This window comes from Streptomyces sp. NPDC005266 (assembly GCF_040607655.1).
In the GTDB taxonomy this organism is placed as follows: domain Bacteria; phylum Actinomycetota; class Actinomycetes; order Streptomycetales; family Streptomycetaceae; genus Streptomyces.
The window spans coordinates 318,362-340,061 of record NZ_JBEXHC010000006.1 but is presented as its reverse complement, the minus strand read 5'-3'; the positions used below and the strand labels follow the sequence as shown (position 1 = coordinate 340,061).

The following is a 21,700-nucleotide window of genomic DNA, read 5'->3' as shown; positions in this document are numbered from 1 at the left end:
GGATAGTTTCGCACCAGACCGGGGCATTACCCCTTGCCATTCATTGCGCTTATCTCAACGCATCCGTACGGTTGCGGCCATGCGGCAACAGATCCAGGTGGCTGAACGCGTGCGCCAGGTGATCGAGAACGTCGGATGCAGCCAGCGGGAGTTCGCGCGGCGGATCGTGATGGATCCGTCCAAGCTGTCGCGTTCGCTGAGCGGGAGCCGGCGCTTCACGGTCGCCGAGCTCGCGCGGGTCGCCGATGCGGGGAACGTGGACGCCGGGTGGCTCCTCGGGACCACCGCCTCGCCCGAACCCGCCGCCCCTGCACCCGCTGTTCCAGGGCCCGCCGCCACCGCCGTACCGCAGGCGCCTTCGCGGGCGGTCGCTCCCGAGGGCGGGCGGCCGTTGCAGATCGTGCGGGAGACGGTGCGGCTGATCGCCGAGCACGGCTTTCACGCCGTACGCGTCGCCGATATCGCCGCCGCCTGTGACACCAGCACCGCCGCCATCCACTACCACTTCCCCGGCCGCGCCGAGCTGCTGGAAGCCGCCGTGCGCTGGTGCATGGACGAGGACACCGCGCGCCGGGCGGCCCGGATCGCCGAGGCCGATGACGCGCGTGAGGAGCTGCGGCAGCTGATCGCGTTGCAGGTGCCGTACACCGCGCAGCAGCGGCGGCAGTGGCTGGTGTGGATGGACCTGTGGGCCGAGGCCGCGCGGTCGACGGCCGTCGGACGGCTGCACGCCGACTTCTACCGGCAGTGGCGGCAGACCGTCGCGGAGGTGATCCGGCGCGGGATCGCGCAGGGCGTCTTCCGCCCCGTGGACCCGGAGTTCAGCGCGCTGCGGCTGACCGCGCTGATGGACGGGCTCGCCACGCAGGTGCTGGCCACCGCGCCCGGGGAGGGCGGTACCAGCGCCGAGGACATGCATATCGCCTGCGATGCGTACGTCGACACCGAATTGCTCGACGCCGCATTGGTCGACACCGAATTGTCCGCTCAGCGGCCCCCTGAAGCCGGACCGTAGGTCCGCACCGTACAAGGAGGATCCCCATGCCCGTGAACGACAGCGTCATCATCACCTGCGCCCTCACCGGCGCCGGCGACACCGTGGGCCGCAGCCCCCATGTGCCCGTCACGCCCGAGCAGATAGCCCGCTCCGCCGTCGAGGCCGCGGAGGCGGGAGCCGCCGTGGTCCATATCCACGTCCGCGACCCCGAGACCGGCGCCCCCTCGCGCGACCCGCGGCTGTACCGCGAGGTCGTGGAACGGGTGAAGGAGACCGGCACCGACGTCGTCATCAACCTCACGGCGGGCATGGGCGGCGACCTCGTCATCGACCCCGAGGAGCCGCTCAAGCAGCTTCCCGGCACCGATCTGGTGGGCGGTCTCGAGCGGCTGCCCCATGTCGAGGATCTGCTCCCCGACATCTGCACCCTCGACTGCGGTTCGCTCAACTTCGGCGACGGCAGCAACCTTTACGTCTCCACCCCCGACATGCTGCGCGCCGGCGCCAAGCGCATCCAGGAGCTGGGGGTGCGGCCCGAGCTGGAGATCTTCGACACCGGGCAGCTGTGGTTCGCCAAGCAGCTGCTGGCCGAGGGGCTGCTCGACGACCCGACCGTCTTCCAGCTGTGCATGGGCATCCCGTGGGGCGCCCCGGCCGAGCCTGGTGTGCTGAAGGCGATGGTCGACCTGCTGCCCGAGGGCGCGCAGTGGGCAAGCTTCGCGCTCGGCCGGATGCAGATGCCCTGGGTGGCGCAGTCCATCCTGCTGGGCGGCAACGTACGGGTCGGGCTCGAGGACAACCTCTACCTCAGCCGGGGTGTCAAGGCCACCAACGGCCAACTCGTCGAGCGCGCCGTGCAGATCACCGAGCTGCTCGGCGCGAAGGTGGCGACGCCGGACGAGGCCCGGCAGCGGCTGGGTTTGAAGCCGCGCGGGTGAGGCAGCGTATCTGAGGCCGCGCGCCGTACGCCGCCGCCACTTTCCCCCCCGCCATCCCGCCCATCTCCCCCACCGTGAGGAACCAAGTCCCCATGCCCCTTCCCCCCTGTGCCCCCGACGAAGTCCGGCGGATCGCGTGCGTCGGCGCCGGAGTCATCGGCGGCGGCTGGGTCGCCCACTTCCTGGCGCGCGGCTACGACGTCACCGCCTGGGACCCGGCCCCGGACGCCGAGGACAAGCTGCGCCGTCTGGTGGACGCCGCTTGGCCCGCCCTTGAGCGGATAGGCCTCGCCGAGGGCGCCTCGCCCGACCGGCTCACCGTCGCCGCGACCCTCCAAGGGGCCGTGGCCGAGGCGCAGTTCGTTCAGGAGAGCGCCCCCGAGAAGCTGGAGCTCAAGCGCGGGCTGCTGGCCCAGCTGGACGCGGCGGCCCCGGCCGGCGTCGTCATCGCGTCCTCCACCTCCGGCTATCCGATGACGGACATGCAGACCGAGGCCGCCGACCCGGGCCGCCTTGTGGTCGGCCACCCCTTCAACCCCCCGTATCTGATCCCGCTGGTCGAGGTCGTGGGCGGTGAGAAGACGGAGCCGGCGGCGGTCGAGTGGGCGTCGCGCTTCTACAAGGTGGCGGGCAAGTCCGTCATCACCATGGAGCGCGAGCTGCCCGGTTTCATCGCCAACCGCCTTCAGGAGGCTCTGTGGCGTGAGGCGCTGCACATGGTCGCGGCGGGCGAGGCGACGGTGAAGGAGATCGACGACTCCATCACCGAGGGGCCCGGGCTGCGGTGGGCGTTCATGGGCCCCTGTCTGACGTTCGCCCTCGCGGGCGGCGAGGGCGGCATGGGCCATATGCTCGACCACTTCGGGCCCTCGCTGAAGTCGCCGTGGACCCGTCTTGAGGCCCCCGAGCTGGACGAAGCGCTCCGTACGGCCATGGTCGAGGGCTGCGACGAGGCGGCCGGAACCCGTACCATCGCCCAGCTCGTGGCGGAGCGCGACCAGGGCGTGATCGACGTCCTCCGGGCGACCGGGCGGCTGCCGCGGCAGCGGACCGCGCCCACCGAGGGCACCACCGGCACGACCGACATCACCAGCACGACCAGCACCACCGGCACGACCAGCACCACCGGCACGACCACCACGACCGGCACCACCGGCACCACCGGCACGACCAGCACGACCAGCACGACCAGCACGACCAGCACGACCAGCACCAAGGGAGACGATCAGTGAGCACCCCGCTCCCCGATTACCAGCAGACCGTCCGGCCCGCGTGGATCGACTACAACGGCCATATGAGCGAGGCGTTCTACGTCCTCGTCTTCGGTCACAGCACGGACGAGATGATGGTCGAGACCGGGCTCGACTCGAGCTACCGGGAGAAGACCGGCTGCTCGCTCTACACCGTCGAGTCGCATATCCGGTATCTGCGCGAGGTCGACGAGGGCGCCGAACTCACCATCCGTACGCGGGTGCTCGGCGTGGACGAGAAGAAGGTGCGGTTCTCGCACGAGATGCATGTAGGCGAGCCGAACGGCGCCCCCGTGGCCACCACGGAGCTGCTGGCCGTCCACATCGACCAGAACGAGGGCCGTTCGGCGCCCTTCCCCGACGACGTCCGTGAGCGGCTGAGCGGGCTGGTCGAGGCTGCCCCCGAGTGGGCGGGCCGCGCGATCGGCCCCGTACCGCGGGAGGTGGCCTGAGCGTGAGCTGAACGCGCGCTTACGGCACCGCTTCGACGGGCACGAACGCCCCGGACCAGCACCGGTCCGGGGCGTTTGCCGTCCCGCGCACCAGCGGGTGGGGGTCAGCGATCCGCGAGGACGGTCGCCAGGCGGGTGAGGACCGACGGCCAGCCGTGCCCCATCCCGTCGAAGGCCTTCTTGCCCATCGGGGAGTCGAGGTCGAATCCGGCGTGCTCAAGGAAGAGGCGGGTGCCGTTGCCCTCCGGTTCGAGGCGCCAGGTGATGGTGGTGTCCAGGGAGGTCGCGGCGAAGCTGTAGCGGAGGAGCCGATCCGGCTCGACGGCGATCACCTCGCAGGGCTGTTGCCCGAAGGGACCCATGTCCAGGGTGAAGCGGTGGCCGACCTCCGCCCGGACGTCGCCCGCCGCCCACCACCGGGCGTGCAGCCGGGGGTCGGTGAGGGCCTTCCACACCGCGGCCGCGGGGTGGGGCAGGAACTGGTCGCAGTGGATGACGGCGGGCTCGGTCGTCATGGGTTCTCCTCGTCGAGTAGGTCGCGCAGCGCGCTGAGTCGTTCGCGCCAGTAGTGCTCAAAGGGGTGCAGCCACTGCTGCACCTCGGCGAGAGGATCCGGCTCCAGGTGGTAATACCGCTGCCGGCCTCTGGGCTCCTCCCGTACGAGACGGGCCTGCCGGAGCACCTGCAGATGCTCCGAGACCGCCGGCCGGCTCAGCTCGAACTCCCCGGCGAGGTCGTTGACCGCACGCGGTCCGTCCCGGAGGCAGTCGAGGAGCTTGCGGCGCACGGGGTTGGCGAGTGCGCTGAAGACGTCTGTGGGCACGGACCGCACATTACGTCGGAGATTCCCGACGCGTCAACTTTTTCCGACGCGTCGAGCCGAGGTGGCCGGGATCGTGCCGTGGCGTAGATGTCCCGGTAGAGGGCGAGCGCGCGGCGCTGGAGGTCGGCTTCGGGGTGGCCGGCGAACCGGCCGGGGGCGAGGGGGCCGGCTCGGTGAGGATGTCCGCGTCGCCGAGCCGGCCGACGAATCCGGGAGCGCGGCCCGTCGATCCGGGGCGCCGGCCGGCCGGCGCCCGGTCAAGTGCGGTGACCTGACAGCCTTTCCGTGCCCCGTGCCCCGTGCCCCGTGCCCCGGGCCCCGGGCCGCGCGGCCACCGCCGCGCCGACGATGCCCGAACCGATGATCATCGCAGGGCGCCTCGTCGCCATGGCCCGCATTCAACCGAACGTTTGGTCGGTTGGCAACCGTATAATTTCCCCGTGATGGTCCCCGCAGCGCTCCCCTCCCCCCTGACGCCCCTCGCCGATCCGGTGCTGGAGCGCGCGGGCGTGGAGCTGCGGCTGAAGCGGGACGATCTCATTCATCCGCTGGTGCCGGGCAACAAGTGGCGCAAGCTGACCCCCAATCTGCGGGCGGCCGTCGAGCAGGGGCACACCCGGCTGCTGACCTTCGGGGGCGCGTACTCGAACCACATACGCGCGGTCGCCGCGGCGGGCGCCGCGCACGGGCTGGCCACGGTCGGGGTGATCCGGGGCGACGAGCTGGCGGACGCGCCGCGCAACTGGTCGCTGGCGCGGGCCGAGCGGCACGGCATGGAGCTGGCCTTCATGGACCGGGCCGGCTACCGGCAGACGCTGCGCACCCTGGACGATCCGGCCACGGTGCACGCCCTGGAGGAGCGGTGGGGGCGCTGCTGGGTGCTGCCGGAGGGCGGTACGAACGTCCTCGCGGCGCGCGGCGCTGCCGAGCTCGTGGCGGAGATACCCGACCTGGGGGCGGGCGACATCCTGTGCTGCGCGCTCGGTACGGGCGGCACGCTGGCCGGGATCGCCGCCGGGCTGCCGGACGGCGCCCGTGCGCTGGGTGTCGCGGTGCTCAAGGGCGCCGGATATCTGGACGACGAGGTGGCGCGGCTGCATCGGCTCGGCTGGGGGCGGTCCTTCGGCAACTGGCGGATCGACCATGCGCACCACTGGGGCGGCTACGGCCGGGTGCCGGCCGAGCTGGAGGCGTTCGCGACGGCGTTCGAGACCCGGCACGGGGTGGCAGTGGAGCGGCGCTATGTCGCCAAGATGCTGTGGTGCGTGTACGAGCTGGCGGGGAGCGGTGCGCTGCCGCACGGCACCCGGGTCACCGCCGTGATCACCGGCCCGCCGGATCCCGTCGGCGACTAGTTTTTGCCGGTTCAGTCGGGGTCTTTTTTCCGGTTCAGTCGGGGCCTTTTTCCGCTTCAGTCGGGGCCTCGCAGGCGTACGACCGTGGTCGCCGCGTGGCGGGCGGTGCTGTCCTGCCGCACCTCGACCGTCAGCTCCGGTGCGACGGGGCGGTAGGCGATCTGCGCGCCGACGGTATCGGTGCCCACGTGCTCCGGACCGGACGGCTCCGGCTCCGGCAGTCCGCTCAGGGCCGCCCCGAGCTGGGAGCGGACCGCCGGGGCGAGCGGGGTGGAGATCACGGGCGTGTCGTCGCCCGGCAGCACCAGCGCGAGGGAGCGCGGCCGGAGGCGGGGGCCGACGACGCCGACGACGACCGCGTCGCGCGTCTCGGAATGGCGTAGCTTCCGCCAGTGGCGGCCCGGCCGGTAGGGCTGGTCGAGGGCCTTGATGACCAGCCCCTCGACGCCGATGTCCGTCAGCGCCTCGTACCAGGTGGCGGCCGTCTCCCGGTCGGTGGTCATCGGCACGGGCTGGAGGGGCGGGCCGTACGGTTCCAGGAGCTCCGTCAGCCGGGCGCGGCGCTGCTCGTACGGCAGGGGCCGCAGATCCTCCTCGCCGGTCGCGAGCAGGTCGAAGGCGGCGTAGGAGGCGGGGAGTTCACGGGCGAGCCGGGCCGCGCGGGTCGCGCCCGCCGCGGCGGCGCGCTTCTGGACGGCGGCGAAGTCCGTACGGCCGCCGGTCCACACCACGACCTCCCCGTCCAGGACCGTACCGGCCGGGAGCTCCCGCGCGGCGGCCTCCAGATCGGGAAAGGCGCGGGTGACGATGCGGCCGGAGCGGGCCTGCATCCGGACGGAGTCCGCCAGCCGGAAGATCAACAGCCGATGGCCGTCGAACTTGGGTTCGTACGCCAGCCCCCGCCCGGGCGGGGCCTCGGGCAGGGTCGGGACGGTGCGGGCGAGCGCCACATCGACCGGGGGCTCCACGGGCGGGGTCATCGGCTGGTGCCCTCCGGCAGCGCACGGGCCTGGCCGGGGTCGAGGAGCGGGGCGAGCAGATCGCCGTGGCGCTCAAGGCGGGCGGGGATGTCGTCGATCCGGAACCGCAGACGCCCGGGGTCGCCGCTCTCGCCGCAATCCGCGATCTCCTCCCAGGTGACGGGGGTGGAGACGGTGGGCTCGGGGCGGGCGCGGGGCGTATAGGGGGCGGCTGTGGTCTTGGCGGCCGCGTTCTGACTGAAGTCGACGTACACCTTCCCGGGCCGCAGCGAGCGGGTCATCTTGCGGACCACCAGCTCGGGCAGGGCGACGGCGGCCTCGACGGCGAGCTGTCTGGCATAGGCGGTGGTCTGGCCGGAAGGGGTCGGCTCCACCGGGACCAGCAGATGCAGCCCCTTGGAGCCACTGGTCTTGGCGTACGCGGTGAGACCGTCGGCGCGCAGCCGCTCGCGCAGCCATCCGGCGACGGCGCAGCAGTCGGCGATCGTCGCGGGCGGGCCGGGGTCGAGGTCGAGGACGAGGCGGTCGGCGATGCCCTCGCCCAGGTCGACGCGCCACATCGGGGTGTGGAACTCCACCACCAGATTCGCCGCCCACATCAGCGAGGGCAGGTCCTGGATCAGGACCTGCCGCGCGCTGTCCGCCTGCCGGCGGGAGACCTCGGCGGTCGCCACCCAGTCGGGGGTGCCCGGCGGGGGGTTCTTGGTGAAGAACTTCTGACCGTCGGGGCCGTCCGGGTAGCGCAGAAAGGCGAGGGGGCGGTCCCGGAGGTGGGCGAGAAGGGGGTCGGCGGTCGACGCCAGATAGTGCAGCAGCTCGCCCTTGGTGGTGCCGGTGGCCGGATGGATGACCTTGTCGAGGTTCTTGAGCGCGATCCGCCGCCCCTCCACCTCCGCGATCGGGGACATACGATAAGAATCTCACGAAAGGGATCAAGCATGCGATCTATCTGGAATGGGAACATTTCCTTCGGGCTGGTGAGCATCCCGATCAAGATGTATCCGGCGACCGAGGACCACTCGGTCTCATTCCGGCAGATCCATACCGCCGACGGCGGCCGCATCCGCTACCGCAAGGTCTGCGAGCTCGAGAACGAGCCGGTCAGCTCGGACGAGATCGGGCGGGCGTACGAGGACGCGGACGGCGCGCTCATCCCGGTCACCGACGAGGACCTGGCGGCCCTTCCGCTGCCCACCACCCGTTCCATGGAGATCGAGGCGTTCATCCCCGCCTCGGAGGTCGATCCCCTGCAAGTCGACGACGCGTACTACCTGGGCGTCAACGGCGCCGCCGCGGCCAAGCCGTACGCGCTGCTGCGCGAGGCGCTCAAGCGCAGCGAGAAGGTCGGCATCGCCAAATACGTCCAGCGCGGCCGGGAACGGCTGGGGATGCTCCGCGTCGTGGGCGACACCCTCGCCCTGCACCGGCTGCTGTGGCCGGACGAGGTGCGCGAGCCGTCGGGCGTGGCGCCGAAGGAGAAGGTGACCGTGAAGCCGGTCGAACTCGACCTCGCCGACACCCTGATGGAGACGCTCGGCGAAGTGGATCTGGACGATCTGCGCGATGAGTACCAGGAGGCCCTGGAGGTCCTGGTGGCCGCGAAGGTGTCCGGGGCCGCGCCGGCCGCCGAGCCCGGCGAGGAGCCCAGGGGCGCACAGGTCGTCGACCTCATGGCCGCGCTGCGGGACAGTGTCCGCAGCGCCCGGCAGGCCCGGGGCGAGGCGCCCGGGGAAGAGGCCGAGGAGGCGACGGTCCACGAGCTGCGCGGCCGCAAGAAGGCCCCGGCGAAGAAGGCCCCCGCGAAGAAATCCGCCGCGCAGAAGGCCCCGGCCAAGAAGACCGCGGCGGCGAAGAAGACGGGCCCGGCCAAGAAGACCGCGGCGGCGAAGGAGACCGCCGGCAAGACCACGGCGAAGAAGACGGGCACGGAGAAGGCCACCGCCAAGAAGACCGCGGCCAAGAAGAGCACCGCGAAGAAGACCACCGCGAAGGAGACCACCGCGAAGAAGCGGGCCGGCCAGCGCGCCTCCAGGACCGCGTCCTGACGCACCCCTCCCCCGGCCGGCCCGGCCCCCTCAGCGGATTCCGTCAGCGGAGGATTCCGTCAGCGGAAGACATGCACGTGCTCTCGTGCCCACTGCTCGAAGGTGCGCGCCGGGCGCCCGGTGATGCGCTCGGTCTCCTGGGAGATCTCTGCGGGCTTGCCGACGAACTCCGCGAATATGTTCAGCAGCGAGTCCGCCACCTCCGGCGTGAGGAACCCGCTCGTCATTCGCTCCCGCGCGGCCTCCCGGGGGATCTCCTCGTACCGCAGTGGCCGCCCGATCGCCTCGCCGATGATCCGCACCTGATCGGCGAAGGTCAGCGACTCCGGTCCGGTCAGCACCGGTGCCTGCCCCACCAGGTCGTCACCGAGCAGCGCACGGGCCGCGACGGCGCCCATGTCCGCCTCGTGGATCGGCGCCGTATGGGCCTCGGCGTACGGCCCGTACACCACGTCCCCGGTCTTGAACTGGTCGACCCACTGCAGGGCGTTCGCGGCGAAGGCACCGGGGCGGACGAACGTCCACTCCAGCCCCGTCCCCTCGATCGCGGTCTCCAGGTCACGGTGGCGAGCGCCGATGAGGTTGCCCGGACCCGCGTCGAGGACCGAGGAGGACGAGAGCATCACGATGCGCCGCACACCGGCCTTCTTGGCCCGCTCCAGCACCTTCCCCTCGCCCATCTCCCACACCACGGCGGGGTTGAGGAAGAGGGCCGTGGCCCCCTCGAGCGGAAGGTCGTCGGTCCGTGCGACCCGGACGCCCTCCGGCAGCCGCGCCGTTTCGGGGTCACGGGTGAGCGCGCAGACCTCCGCGCCCGCCGCGACCAGCTCCTTCACCACGTGTCCACCGACGTTTCCGGTGGCTCCGGTCACCACGAACATGCCGTATCCCCTAACAGGTTGTGTCGCGCATAGCTCATTGCCGTTAGGTTCAACCAGACGGATGAACTTGTCAAACACTTAGGTGGGCGATGGCGGAAAACCCCCGTTAGCCTGGTCCGGACCGAGTACGAGGAGAGTGTTGACGATGCAGGGGACGCCGAAGAAGCCCCGTCGCGCCCCCGCGCCCGAGGAGCGCAAGCTGGACCCGGAGCGCTCCCGGCGGCGGCTGCTGGACGCCGCCATGGACGAGTTCGCCGAGAAGGGGTACGCGGGCGCCCGCGTCCAGGACATCGCGGACCGAGCGGGCCTCAACAAGCAGCTGATCAACTACTACTTCGGCGGCAAGGAGGGCCTCTACAAGGAGCTCGGCCGCCAGTGGCTGCGGCGCGAGGCGGCCTTCAACGACCCCGCCCTCCCCCTCGATCAGCTCGTCGTCCGCTACCTCGAGGAGGCCTTCGCCGATCCCCGGGGGACCCGCCTCAACGCCTGGTGCGGCCTCGCCGACGCCGTGCCGGACGAGGACCCCGAGGACCTCTCCGATCTGCGGCGCCGCCAGGCGGAAGGGGAGATCGCCGAAGACATCGACCCTGCCATCGCCATGTTGTTGTTCGTCAGCCTGGTCACGGCACCGATCGCGATGCCGCATGCCGTGCGCAGGTTCTTCGGCGCCGACCCGGACTCACCGGAGTTCCGCGAGCACTACGCGGAGCAGCTGCGCCGGATCGTCCGCCATCTCGCGTCGTGAGACCGCGCCGCCGTAATTCGGTTGCTTCCGCCCGCCGTCCTGCCCAGGACGGCCGCGACCTACGTACGCCGACGAGCAGCCGACGAGCAGGAGCCCGGCCGATGCGCCGATTCCTCGGAACTTCTCAACGCCCCCCCGGACGACAGTTCTCGAGGACATCAGCATCCATGCCCAGCTCTACCCCACGGGTCCCGCGGACCCTGAACATCGGCGTGCTCGCCCACGTCGATGTTAGTAAGACCGGCCTCACCGAGCGGCTGCTCTTCGACGCCGGAGCCATCGACCGGCTCGGCAGCGTCGACCCCGGGGACACCCCGACCGACCCGGCCGCGGCGCCCGCCGGTACGGGGACGGTGATCAGGCTGTCGGAGACCACGGTGGGGGTCGCCGTGTTGGCGCCGAAGTGCACGACGGTCGCGGTGGACAGGCCGGTGCCGTTGACGGTGATGGTGTTGCCGCCCGCGAGCGGACCCGAACTGGCGCTCAGGGAGGACTTGAAGGGCGCCCCCACATAGAAGAACGGCAGCGGGTTGCTGGTTCCTCCCGGGGTGGTCACGGTCACGTCGACCGCGCCGCTGCCGGAGGGGGAGGTCACGGTGACCGAGGTGGGCGTGTTGCCGGTGATGGTGGCGAGCTTGGTGCCGAAGTGCACAGCGGTGGCGCCGGCGAGGTTGTTGCCGGTGATGGTCACCGTGGTGCCACCTCCGGTCGATCCCTGGTTCGGTGAGATGGGCATGGCGTCGTCTCCGCTGAGGGCGGTGTCGGCGGAGCGGACGGGACCGGGCGGGCTCGGCCCGCCCGTGCTCACGGAAGAATTCGGTGAGCGACGGAGGGCGTTGGGGCACCCGCCCAGTCCTCCTCGCGGTACACCTGGCGCCCGGCACCGGCGAGGACGCGGTGACCCCTGCGCCGGAGACACCGGCGGGGTTTCTGCCGCACACGTTCAGTAATCCATCCGACGTACCGCGCCACAAGGCGGGTGACGCTGCGCCACCCGGATGGCCGGGCGCTCGGTGAACGGGCGTCATCGCACCCGCACGCCCTGGGTCCACCGCGCCCGCCCGGAGCACGTCCGTGCGACTCCCGTGCGACGTGCGTGCGACGCTCGGCAGGCCCCTCACCTTTTCCCGTGGCCCATCCGCCGGATGGGGTCACTTCCGTACCGCCCGGGCGTATGCTCTTGCCACATGGGGGCGGAAATGGGCATTACCGCCGATGAGACCTCCTGTGGGGGGACTTGGCGGGTACGGATCCGTAGTTCGGCCGGCGACATTCTGGGTGCGGGAATCCTTCTGGGCAGCGATACGGTGCTGACGTGCGCCCATGTGATCCCCGACGACGGGCTGCCGGTGCCCGCCACCCGGGTCCTCGTCGATCTGGTGGGGGTGCATGACGCCGAGCCGGTGACCGCGCACGTCGCCGACGGCTGCTGGGTTCCCCAACTCCCCGACAACTGCGGTGATGTGGCGCTGCTGAAGCTGAGCCGCCCGCAGCCCGCCGAGCACGCGGCGCCGCTGTTCCGGATGCCGCCCAAGCCCCGGCGGCCGGTGTGGATGTACGGGTTCCCGGAGGACAACCCCAACGGGCTGTGGTTCCTGGCGGAGATCGCCGGCCCGGCCGGCCCGCGCTCGGAATGGGTGCAGCTGAACCCCGACTCGCCCGGGGACGTGGTCCGGCGCGGCTTCAGCGGCACCGGGGTCCAGGACGAGGAGAGCCGGCGCCTCATAGGGATGATCGTCAGCCGTTACGACGACTCCTTCAAGGTGCCCACCTCCGAGCGCCGCAGCGTGTCGTACATGATCCCGGTCGAGACGATCGTCCGGCATCTGCCGCGGGTCCGCCGCTGGGTGGGCGGCGACCGCGGGGTGGACCCGCGGCTGGTCTCCCGGCTCACCGACGGTGTGCAGGACATCGGGTTCGCCCAGCGGCTCGCCCTGTGGCTGCGGCGCGAGACGCTGACCGGGCGCGAGGGGATCGCGGATGTCGAGACCGTGGTCATCACGGACGACGACAGCGACCGCTACGAGGCGCTCAGCCGCGCCGTGACGCTCGCGGACCGCGAGCTGTCCGGGGGTGGCACCGGCGGGGCGGTGTCCGCCGCGCCGCGCGGCACCGTGCCGCCCATCGGCAGCCTGGACCTGGCCGTCGACGTCACGGGCTGGACGGACACCGATATGGCCCGGCGGGTCGCCGACCGGATGGATCTGCGCGCCCCCGGCGACTTCTCCCCGCTCAGCCGGATCCGGGCCAACGCCGTGCCGCTGACCATTGTGGCCGTGGGGCTCGACCGCGCCCGGGACCAGGACGCGCTGGTGCGCTTCATGAAGCTGCTCGCCGACCGCGGCGCCCGGCTGATGCTGGTCTTCCGCGACCGTCACGCGCCCGGGCTGCGCCTGGCCGAGCGGCTGTTCCGGCCCGACCCCGCCCGCGTCGACGCCTGGCTGGACGAGCTCGCCGGGCGCGTGGCGGTCGCCGCCGAGCGGGAGCGGGAGGCGGTCGAGCGCGGGGCGCGGTTCGCGTCCTTACCGGAGGCCGGCGCCGGGGACACCACCGCGCTGCGGATCAATCTGACCCGGCTGCGCGGCGACCCGCAACTGCGCTCCCACCGCATCGTCGCCAAGCTGGCCGCCTTCGAGCACGCGGTACGGACGGTGGGCGCGCGCACCGAGGCCGCGCTGCGGGCGGCGGACGCCCAGCGGACCGTCGTCGAGGAGCTGAAGGGACTGCTGGAGTCGTACTCCGCGATGCTCGGGGCCATGGCCGCCTCCGAGCGCGCCGAGCTGTATCCCCTGCAGCGGGCCGCGCTCCGGCAGCTGGCCGCCGTGCCGTGCGATGTGGCGGAGGCGCGGCGCGCCGTGGACCGGTTCGTCCGGGCCGTGCACACGCCGCCGGAGAGGGGGGCACCATGACGGCCCGTCCGCGCCCCGGCCGCGAGCGCGGGGATCCCGGGTACTGCCCGCGCCCGGAGTGCCCCGGCGAGGGCCGCGGCACGGTCAACGCCCGGGGCTTCTGTTCGGAGTGCGGCCGCAGGCCCCCGCCCGGCGGGCCGGACCCCGCTCCCCCGCGGTCGGCTCCCCCGCCGCCGGCCCCGGGCCCGCTCGGATCCCTGGTCTCCGAGTCGACGGCCACCACCGCCCGCGCCCGCCGGCGCGCTGTGGCGCGGAAGTTCACGGTGCGGCCGGCGGGCGAGGGCCCACTGGATCTGCCGCGGGTCGAGCTGCCGTCCCTGCGCGATCTCGTCATCGGCGACCCGCATCCGCCCTCGCGCGGGCAGACCTGCGGCTGGCAGGGGTGCGAGGAGACGGTGGGCGCGCCCTATGCCGGGCAGCCCGGGCTCTCGGCGGGCTACTGCCCCCGCTGCCGCCATCCGTTCGACTTCACCCCGCGGCTGCGCCCCGGCGATCTGCTCGGCGACCAGTACCGGGTGGCCGGCTGTGTCGCGTACGGCGGGCTGGGCTGGGTCTATCTCGCCGAGGACACCCAGCTGGACGACCAGCCCGTGGCCATCAAGGGCCTGATCAACAACGAGGACGAGGCGGCGCTGCGCGCGGCGGTCGAGGAGCGCCGCTATCTGACGATGCTCGACCACCCCGGCATCGTCCGCATCATCAACTACGTCACCGAGCCGGACCTCCCGGGCAGCGGCCGGCTGACCGGCTACATCGTGATGGAGTTCGTCGCCGGGATGACGCTCGCCCAGATCAGGGACCACATCGCGGACGCGGTGCCCCCGTACGACGGGCCGCGGCTGTACGAGCACATCCTGGCCTATGGCTGTCTGGTGCTGCGCGCGGTGCGCCATCTGCACGGCGAGAAGCTGCTCTACTGCGATCTGAAGCCCAGCAATGTGATGCATTACGAGGACCGGGTCAAGGTGATCGACCTGGGCGCGGTGCGGCGGCTGGGGCAGTCGGACGGCGGACAGCCCGTCGTCACCGAGGCGTTCGCCTCTCCCGAGGTGCTGGCGCGGGGCGCCACCGCCCTCACCGAGCGGCATGATCTGTTCGGCGTCGGCAGGACGCTCGAAGCGCTCTCCGACCAGGCCGCGAAGGACGCGCAGCGGCCGCCGGGCCTGGGCGCCGAGTCGTACCGCCGGGTGCTGGCCCGCGCCACCGCCGGCGAACCGGCCCGGCGGTTCGGGTCGGCGGACGAGATGTCCGAGCAGCTGTGGGGCGTGCTCAGGGAGATCCACGCGCTGCGGCTGAGCCGGGAGCAGCCGGAGCCGTCCACGCTCTTCGCCCCGACGGCGGCGCTGCTGGACTCCTCGCTGGGCCGGATCCCGGGCCTGGAGCACTGGCTGACCGGGGATCCGCGTCCGGTCCTCGCGCCCGGTCTGCCCCGGCCGCAGGAGGTGCCGCTGGGGCTTCCGGTGCCGTTCCCGGACGCGGCGGACCCGGGCGCCGCCCTGCTGGGCATACCGACCGACAGCGGCCCGCGGCGGCTGATCGAGCAGCTGAACGCCTTTCCCCGCCCCTCCGCCGAGATCCGGCTGCGCACCTGCCGCGCCTATCTGGAACTGGGCGAACGGCACGGCGCGGCCGGCGAGTTGAGGAGGGCGGAGGAGGTCATGGGGCCGACCGCCCGGTACGACTGGCGGCTGTCCTGGCACCGCGCCCTGCTGCGGCTGGCGGACGGCGCGGTGGACCGGGCGCGGGCCGAGTTCGACGCGGTCTACAGCGCGCTCCCCGGCGAATACGCGCCCAAGCTGGCCCTCGGCTACTGCGCCGAGCACCTGGGCGACCACGAGGCCGCCCGGATGTTCTACGACGCGGTGTGGCAGCGCAACCGCTCCCAGGGCAGCGCCGCCTTCGGGCTGGCGCGGCTGCGGCTGGTGGCGGGCGACCGCGGCGGCGCGGCGGACATACTCGGCGGGGTACCGAAGGTCTCGCGCCACTACGACGCCGCGCGGATCGCCACCGTACGGGTGCTCGCGGGCCGGCTGCCGGAGGGGTTGCCCAGCGCCGAGGACCTGGTGGAGGTGCTGACCCGGCTGCCCCGGCTGTATCTGGACGAGGGGCGGGCGTCCGGTCCGGCCCGGGACCGGCTCACCGCCGAGGTGCTGGAGGTCGCGCTCGACCTGACGCCGCGGCGGTCCGGCGGCAGGCCCGAGCCCGGGCTGCTGTTCGGCGAGGAGGATGACGAGCTCTCGGTGCGCACCAGGCTGGAGCGGACTCTGCGCCGGCTGGCCCGGCAGGCGGACAGTGCCGAGGCGCTGGGTGTGCTGGTCGACCGCGCGAATGCCATCAGGCCCATGACCCGCGTCTGACAGGGGGATCAGATGAGAGCGGACCGTAGGAGAGACAGTGCCGCCGCCGGGGCGGAGAAGGGCGCGGACGAGGAGGGCGCGGACGAGGGCGCGGCCCTCACCCTGCGGGTGCACCAGAACAAGTATCTGCCCACCGCCGCGGGCCGCACCGAGATGCACGCCGTCCTCAGCGTGGAGGCCCGGGGGCTCGGCCCGGCCGCGGCCCGTACCGCGGCGTCCGAGGTCATCGTCATCGACTGCTCCGGCTCGATGAGCTGGCCGCCGACGAAGATCGCGGCGGCTCGCCGGGCCACCGCCACCGCCGTCGGCATACTGCGCGACGGCACGCGCTTCGCGATCGTCGAGGGCACCGAACAGGCGCAGGTGGTCTATCCATTCACCGGCGGCATGGCGGTCGCGGGGCCCGACACCAAGGCCGCCGCCGCCCGCGTCGCGGCCCGGCTGCCGGCCGTCGGCGGCACGGCGATCGGCTCCTGGCTCGATCTGGCCCGTCGGCTCCATCTCCGCCAGCCCGCCGCGATCCGGCACACCCTGCTGCTCACCGACGGCCGGAACGAGCACGACGACCCCGGCTATCTGGATCAGGTGCTGGACTCCTGCGCCCCCTGCTTCACCTGTGACGCGCGGGGCATCGGCGACGGCTGGGACGCCGCCGAGCTGAAGCGGATCGTACGGCGGCTGCACGGCAAGGCCGACGCGGTCCTGGACGACTCCGCGCTGACCGCCGAGTTCGAGGAGATGGTGAGCGCCTCGATGGCCAAGGCACTGGCCGGGGTGCGGATCCGGATCCGGACCCGGGCCGGCAGCCGGGTCGGCTTCGTCAAGCAGGTCCATCCCACCCGGGTGGACCTCACCGACGAGGGCACCCGGCCCGACGAGCGCACCTGGGAGTGCCGGACCGCGGCGTGGGGCGACGAGACCCGCGAGTACCAGGTGGGCGTGCTCGCCGATCCGGCCGGCGACCCGTCGGGCGAGGACGTCGAACTGGCCGCCGTGGACCTGACGGTGGACGGCGACGCGACCCTGCCGCCGCCCGAGCCGCAGTCCGTGCTCGTCCAGTGGACGGACGATCCGCTGCTGTCGTCCCGTATCGACCCCCGGCTCGCGCACTACGACGCCAACTCCGCGCTGGGCCACGCCATCACCGCCGGCTGCGACGCCTACGAGGCGGGCGACCGGGAGGAGGCCCGCGCCCAGTGGGGGCGGGCGGTGCGGCTCGCGCATGAGCTGGGCCACGAGAGGACCCTGGACCGGCTGCGCGGGCTGGTCCATATCGTCGACGCCGCCACGGGGGAGGTACGGATCCGGGAGCCGATCCGCCCGCTCGACCTCAACTCGGCGATGATCCTCTCGGAGGAGAGCGTCCGCTTCACCGGTGTCCTGCCCATGGAGCCCGCCGCGCCACCCGGCCCGGACCTCGTCTGCCCGGTCTGCGAGCGCCATTCGCCCGCCGGGGCCGCGTTCTGTCAGCAGTGCCAAACGCCCCTGCGCGCCGACCCGGGCGGTGCGGGATGAGCGGCACCCGCGCCTTTCTCGTCCGCCGGCTGATCGCCCTGCTCGTGGTCACGGCGGCGGCCTCGACCGTGCTGCTGGCCGCGTACTACGGCGTCAGCCGCAACTGCCGCACGGTGAGCGACCGGTCGACCCCCGCGATACTGCAGGTCGCCGCCGCGAGGCAGGCTCTCGACGACTCCTACCGCGAGGCGAAGCGCAGCCTCGCCAGCCCGACGCTGGAGGTCGAAGGTCTCAGCGAGGACTACCGCGACAACCTGGCGGCGGCCAAGCAGAACCTGGCCCAAGTCGCCAAGAGCACCACCGGAGGCGAGTCGGCCGGCCAGTCGCTGCGCACCATCGCCGCCCTGGTCTCCGCCTACGGCGACACCATCGAGAAGGCCTATGTGAACCGCGACAACCGGACGCTGCACGATGCCTACCTGGGCTACGCCGACACCATGCTGCGGCGCGGCGACAGCAGCATCCTCCACCGCCTCGAGGGAGTGCAGGAGCAGCAGCAGAGTGCCCTGCTGCAGCAGACGTCCATCGGGTGGCTGCTGTCGTTCGCCTGGTGGATTCTGGTGCCCGCGCTGTTCACCACGCTCGCCGTACTCCTCATCCACACCCAGCGCTTCCTCCGCCACCGCTTCCGCCGCCTGGTCAACCCCTGGCTGGCCGCGGCCACCGCACTGCTCCTCGCCGTACTGCCACTGGCCCTCTTCACCTATCAGACACAGGACCGGCTGGCCTCGGCGCGCCACAGCCTGACGCAACCGGACATCGGCCGCACCGGCGGCCCCACCGCCAGGAAGGTCGCGAAGACGATGCGGGACACACACTGGCGGGCGGGTGCCGTCGGCTGGATACCCCTGGGCGGCACGCTGCTCGCCGCGCTGGTCCTCGTCGGTCTCCAGCCGCGCATCGACGAGTACAGGTTCCAGCCCCGATGAGCGCCGCGGCCCGCTCCCGTGATGTGACCGCGGCCGTCCTCGGGCTGTGGCTGGTGGCGCTGTCCTTCCTCAGCGCGGGCGACATGGGCGGGCGCCAGCCGCGCGGCAGGGTCAGCGTGCTCGCCTCCTGGACCGGGGCCGAGGGCGACGCGTTCCGCCGCATGCTGAACACGTTCACCCAGCGCACCGGAATCCGTGTCGACTACCAGGGCACCACCGCGCTGCGCGAGGTGCTGCGGTCGGAGGTGGAGGCCGAGACCCCGCCCGATATCGCCGTGCTCCCCAGCCCCGGTGAAGTGGCCGGCTACGCCGACGCGGGTGATATGGTCCGGCTCGACCGGACCATCCCCGAGCGGACGCTCCAGCAGTACGGCCCCCTGTGGAAGCCCACGTTGCGCGGGGGCGGGGCGGTCTACGGCGTCGCGATCAAGGCCGATCTGAAGAGCATCGTCTGGCACGCCCGGAACCGCCGGCCGAGCGCCCTGTCCGCCCTCGCCGCCGACGGCCGCCAATGGTGCGTCGGCATGGGCGGCGACGCGACCGCCGGGTGGCCGGGCACCGACTGGATCGAGGACATCCTGCTCCAGCAGCAGGGCAAGAACGTCTATCAGGCGTGGGCGACCGGCGGCCTGCCGTGGACGGACCGGAGGGTCACCCGGGCATGGCGGGCCTGGGGGTCGCTGTTCGGGACGGACACCGCGCGGACCGCGCTGATCACCGACTTCCGCGAGGCGGGCGGCAAGCTCTTCGGCCCGAACCCGCCGTGTGCGCTGGAGCACCAGGGCTCGTTCATCCGCGGCGGCTACGCCCGCCCCGCCGACGCCGACTTCGCCTTCTCGGCCGGACTGATCCCCGAGACCGACGCCCGGTCCACGGTCCGGGAGGTGTCGGGGGACTTCGCCACCATGTTCCGTGACACCCCGCAGGCGCGTCAGCTGATCCGCTATCTGGCCTCCGCCGACGCGCAGCAGGGCTGGGCGGAGAACACCGCCGAGGCCCACACCCGCCCGTTCTCCGCCAACAGCACGGTCCCGCTCGGCGCCCAGGGCGACGACGGCGTGGCCCGGCGGATCGCGCGGGCCCTCAAGGACTCCGGCGCGCTGTGCCTGGACGCGTCCGACGCCATGCCCACCCGGATGCGGCTCGCCTTCCAGCGAGCGGTGCTGGCGTATCTCAGCGACACCCGGAAGGACCCGATCGGGCTGCTGCGGATACTGGAGAAGGTCCGCAAGAGCCTCCGCGCGGACCGCGGCCAGCCATGGCTGTCCAGGGTCTGCGGCTGACCGGTGGCTCGCCCCCGCGGACCGCGGCCAGCCATGGCTGTCCAGGGTCTGCCGCTGACCGGTGGCTCGCCCCCGCGGACCGCGGCCAGCCATGACTGTCCAGGGTCTGCCGCTGACCGGCGGCTCGCCCCCGCGGACCGCGGCCAGCCATGACTGTCCAGGGTCTGCGGCTGACCGGCGGCTCGCCCCCGCGGACCGCGGCCAGCCATGACTGTCCAGGGTCTGCCGCTGACCGGCGGCTCGCCCCCTTTTCTGGAGGCTCGGTTCGCCTACGGCGCCATCTCGTCCGGGCAGGGCGTGCCGCGCGGCAGCCGGTACTTGCCCGTTATCCGGTAGGTGCCGGCGCGCGGGGCGTGCAACACGGTCCACTCGTCCTCCGGCTGGCCCTCCTCACCGCCCACGATCTCCTTGGTGAGACAGCCCTCGCGGTTGACCGGCAGCGGCTCGCCCGCGGTCATCTTCGGCGCCTTGACGCTGTGCCCGTCGGCGGCCACCAGGCCGAGCCACGGCGAGTACGGGATGCGGATGAGCACCGGGCCCTTGGAGCGCACCGTCAGCACCAGCTGCTCGGCGCCCGCGCGCTCCACGATGGCCGGCGGGTCGGCGATCTGCGTCGGGTCCTTGACCTCGTACAGCTTCCAGTTGGCGTCGGACCACACCTGCCGCAGATAGGGCAGATCGGTGGAGAGCAGCTCGGCTTCCTGCTCCGCCGCGGTGTCCGGGTCGTCGGCGGGCAGCACCACATAGTGCACGGCCCAGCGCTTGAGCCATTCGTGGTAGCTGGCCGGGGTCAGGGTGTCCTCGCCGTAGAAGATCGGGTTGCGGTCCAGGTCCCGCTGCCGGTTCCAGCCGCGCGCCAGATTGACGTACGGGGCGAGCGCGGAGGACTCGCGGTGGCTGCGCACCGGGACCACCTCGACCCGGCCCCGGTCCGCCTTCTGCCGCTTCAGGGTGTCGACCAGCGGGGCCAGCTCACGGGCCCAGGACGCGGAGGGAGTGGTGTGGATGACATCGTCGGCGGTCTTGACGCCCTGCCAGACCGTGACGGTCGCCAGGGCCAGCACCAGCGCGGTCCAGCGGCGGCCCGCGCTCGTCGTGCGCAGCTCGGCACGCGGCGGTCTGCCGACGCGAGGCAGCACGGCGATCAGCACCACCCCGCCGAAGATCATGCCGAGGCGGGAGATATTGGTGCCGACCTGAGAGGGGATCAGCCAGGTGAGCACCACACCGAAGCAGTAGAGCCCCGCGCCGACCCGCACCGTCACCCACTCGACCGGGACGACCAGACAGACCGCGGCGCCGGTGATGAACGGCAGCACCACCGACCCGATGGACATCGGCTGCTCACCGGAGAACGGGAACAGCCACGCGGACAGGCCGACCACCAGCACGGGCGTGACCCCGAGCGCGTACGCGGCGAAGCGCCGCTTGGTCAGCCACAGGGCGGCGGCCACTACCCCCACGAACAGGCCCGCCACCGGGCTCGACATGGTCGACAGCGCGGCCAGCAGGGCGGCCAGCAGGAACCTTCCGGTCTTGTGATGCCAGTGCCGGGACCGCCACTTCGCGGGCCAGGCGAAGATCACGGCCACCGCCCCGATCCCGAACATCGCGCCGAGCCCGAAGGTCACCCGCCCCGAGATCGCGTTGCAGGTGAGCGCGAACGCGCCGTACAGGGCGGGCCACAGCGGCCGGGCGACGGCGCGGCTGCGGACCAGCAACAGCGCGAGCAGCCCCGCGGTCAGCGTCCCCGCGATCACCATCGTCGAGCGGACGCCGAGGACCGCCATCAGATACGGCGAGATGACGCTGTAGGACACCGGGTGCATCCCGCCGTACCAGGCCAGGTTGTACGCCGAGTCCGGGTGCTGGAGCGCGAACTCCGCCCACGCGTCCTGCGCGGCCAGGTCACCCCCGCTGTTGGCGAGCAGCGCCACCCACAGCAGATGCAGCAGCGCGGCGGCGGCCAGGGCGGCGGGAACAGGGTGACGCAGAGTCCCCCAGGCGCGCCGGAGCAGACCACCCCGTACGCCCTGCTCATCACCGCGCTCCGCCTCCGCGGGGCCGGTCGGCTCGGCGGGCCAGCGCTGCGCGGGTACGTGTATTCGGGCGGCGGTGCTCTCCTCCGAGCTTCCGCCCTTGTCGGCCCGTGTCGGATCCACGGTGGTCACTGCGGCTCTCCCCGTCTTCCCCCGAGGTCTGCTGCCATCTTCCCGCAACCCTGTACCGGTTTACCGGTTC

At 72.5% G+C, this 21,700-nt stretch carries 18 protein-coding genes and 1 pseudogene; 12 read left to right on the top strand and 7 right to left on the bottom strand.

What is annotated here, in order from left to right:
• Positions 1-79 precede the first annotated feature (79 nt).
• The 4 genes and pseudogenes from ABZU99_RS15135 to ABZU99_RS15120 all read left to right on the top strand — a co-directional run bounded on the left by ABZU99_RS15135 (position 80) and on the right by ABZU99_RS15120 (position 3,637).
• Positions 80-1,015 carry a TetR/AcrR family transcriptional regulator gene (locus tag ABZU99_RS15135; RefSeq protein WP_356043202.1) on the top strand — a complete coding sequence of 312 codons (936 nt, stop codon included), beginning with the start codon at positions 80-82 and terminating at the stop codon, positions 1,013-1,015.
• 26 nt (positions 1,016-1,041) lie between these two features.
• Positions 1,042-1,935: a 3-keto-5-aminohexanoate cleavage protein gene (locus tag ABZU99_RS15130; RefSeq protein WP_356043199.1), complete on the top strand. Its 894-nt coding sequence runs from the start codon at positions 1,042-1,044 to the stop codon at positions 1,933-1,935.
• 92 nt (positions 1,936-2,027) lie between these two features.
• Positions 2,028-2,984 (top strand): annotated as a pseudogene (locus ABZU99_RS15125) (3-hydroxyacyl-CoA dehydrogenase NAD-binding domain-containing protein); the annotation flags it as partial.
• A gap of 179 nt (positions 2,985-3,163) precedes the next feature.
• Positions 3,164-3,637, top strand: a complete 474-nt coding sequence (locus ABZU99_RS15120) for a thioesterase family protein (RefSeq protein WP_356043196.1) — start codon at positions 3,164-3,166, stop codon at positions 3,635-3,637.
• A gap of 104 nt (positions 3,638-3,741) precedes the next feature.
• Here ABZU99_RS15120 and ABZU99_RS15115 read toward each other — a convergent pair whose 3' ends face one another.
• Both ABZU99_RS15115 and ABZU99_RS15110 read right to left on the bottom strand, forming a co-directional pair.
• Positions 3,742-4,152, bottom strand: a complete 411-nt coding sequence (locus ABZU99_RS15115; RefSeq protein WP_356043193.1) for an SRPBCC domain-containing protein — start codon at positions 4,150-4,152, stop codon at positions 3,742-3,744.
• Complete coding sequence (locus tag ABZU99_RS15110; RefSeq protein WP_355940631.1) at positions 4,149-4,460, bottom strand: metalloregulator ArsR/SmtB family transcription factor; 312 nt, start codon at positions 4,458-4,460, stop codon at positions 4,149-4,151. The genes ABZU99_RS15115 and ABZU99_RS15110 overlap by 4 nt, the downstream gene beginning before the upstream one ends.
• A gap of 443 nt (positions 4,461-4,903) precedes the next feature.
• On the opposite strand from ABZU99_RS15110, the gene ABZU99_RS15105 reads away from it, so the two are divergent.
• Entirely contained in the window at positions 4,904-5,815 is a 912-nt protein-coding gene (locus ABZU99_RS15105) for a pyridoxal-phosphate dependent enzyme (RefSeq protein ID WP_356043368.1), read from the top strand.
• Between the two features lie 56 nt (positions 5,816-5,871).
• On the opposite strand, the gene ABZU99_RS15100 is transcribed toward ABZU99_RS15105, so the two are convergent.
• Both ABZU99_RS15100 and ligD read right to left on the bottom strand, forming a co-directional pair.
• On the bottom strand, positions 5,872-6,795 hold the full coding sequence (locus tag ABZU99_RS15100; protein ID WP_356043190.1) for an ATP-dependent DNA ligase: 924 nt from the start codon (positions 6,793-6,795) through the stop codon (positions 5,872-5,874).
• Positions 6,792-7,703, bottom strand: coding sequence for a non-homologous end-joining DNA ligase (ligD, locus tag ABZU99_RS15095; protein WP_355940625.1), 912 nt, complete (start codon positions 7,701-7,703; stop codon positions 6,792-6,794). The genes ABZU99_RS15100 and ligD overlap by 4 nt, the downstream gene beginning before the upstream one ends.
• A 30-nt stretch (positions 7,704-7,733) precedes the next feature.
• On the opposite strand from ligD, the gene ABZU99_RS15090 reads away from it, so the two are divergent.
• The gene (locus ABZU99_RS15090) at positions 7,734-8,840 is read left to right on the top strand and encodes a Ku protein (RefSeq protein WP_355940623.1); all 1,107 of its coding nucleotides are present in this window, start codon (positions 7,734-7,736) and stop codon (positions 8,838-8,840) included.
• Positions 8,841-8,899: 59 nt separating this feature from the next.
• On the opposite strand, the gene ABZU99_RS15085 is transcribed toward ABZU99_RS15090, so the two are convergent.
• Complete coding sequence (locus ABZU99_RS15085) at positions 8,900-9,721, bottom strand: NAD(P)H-binding protein (RefSeq protein WP_356043186.1); 822 nt, start codon at positions 9,719-9,721, stop codon at positions 8,900-8,902.
• 145 nt (positions 9,722-9,866) lie between these two features.
• On the opposite strand from ABZU99_RS15085, the gene ABZU99_RS15080 reads away from it, so the two are divergent.
• A complete protein-coding gene (locus ABZU99_RS15080) occupies positions 9,867-10,466 on the top strand; it encodes a TetR family transcriptional regulator (protein ID WP_355940617.1) in 600 nt (199 codons plus the stop codon).
• Positions 10,467-10,590: 124 nt separating this feature from the next.
• Here the strand turns inward: ABZU99_RS15080 and ABZU99_RS15075 are convergent, their stop codons facing one another.
• Complete coding sequence (locus ABZU99_RS15075) at positions 10,591-11,202, bottom strand: IPT/TIG domain-containing protein (protein WP_356227839.1); 612 nt, start codon at positions 11,200-11,202, stop codon at positions 10,591-10,593.
• Positions 11,203-11,653: 451 nt separating this feature from the next.
• Between ABZU99_RS15075 and ABZU99_RS15070 the strand changes: the two genes are divergently transcribed.
• From ABZU99_RS15070 to ABZU99_RS15050, 5 genes are read left to right on the top strand one after another with little or no spacing between them, the layout of a single operon-like run.
• On the top strand, positions 11,654-13,375 hold the full coding sequence (locus ABZU99_RS15070) for a serine protease (RefSeq protein WP_355940614.1): 1,722 nt from the start codon (positions 11,654-11,656) through the stop codon (positions 13,373-13,375).
• Positions 13,372-15,732, top strand: a complete 2,361-nt coding sequence (locus tag ABZU99_RS15065) for a tetratricopeptide repeat protein (protein WP_356043182.1) — start codon at positions 13,372-13,374, stop codon at positions 15,730-15,732. The genes ABZU99_RS15070 and ABZU99_RS15065 overlap by 4 nt, the downstream gene beginning before the upstream one ends.
• 12 nt (positions 15,733-15,744) lie before the next feature.
• On the top strand, positions 15,745-17,247 hold the full coding sequence (locus tag ABZU99_RS15060) for a VWA domain-containing protein (RefSeq protein WP_356043179.1): 1,503 nt from the start codon (positions 15,745-15,747) through the stop codon (positions 17,245-17,247).
• Positions 17,244-18,176 carry a hypothetical protein gene (locus tag ABZU99_RS15055; protein ID WP_356043176.1) on the top strand — a complete coding sequence of 311 codons (933 nt, stop codon included), beginning with the start codon at positions 17,244-17,246 and terminating at the stop codon, positions 18,174-18,176. Before ABZU99_RS15060 ends, ABZU99_RS15055 begins: the two co-directional genes overlap by 4 nt.
• The gene (locus ABZU99_RS15050; RefSeq protein ID WP_356043173.1) at positions 18,173-19,459 is read left to right on the top strand and encodes an extracellular solute-binding protein; all 1,287 of its coding nucleotides are present in this window, start codon (positions 18,173-18,175) and stop codon (positions 19,457-19,459) included. Before ABZU99_RS15055 ends, ABZU99_RS15050 begins: the two co-directional genes overlap by 4 nt.
• A 269-nt stretch (positions 19,460-19,728) precedes the next feature.
• On the opposite strand, the gene ABZU99_RS15045 is transcribed toward ABZU99_RS15050, so the two are convergent.
• The gene (locus ABZU99_RS15045; RefSeq protein ID WP_356043170.1) at positions 19,729-21,630 is read right to left on the bottom strand and encodes an MFS transporter; all 1,902 of its coding nucleotides are present in this window, start codon (positions 21,628-21,630) and stop codon (positions 19,729-19,731) included.
• Positions 21,631-21,700 lie beyond the last annotated feature (70 nt).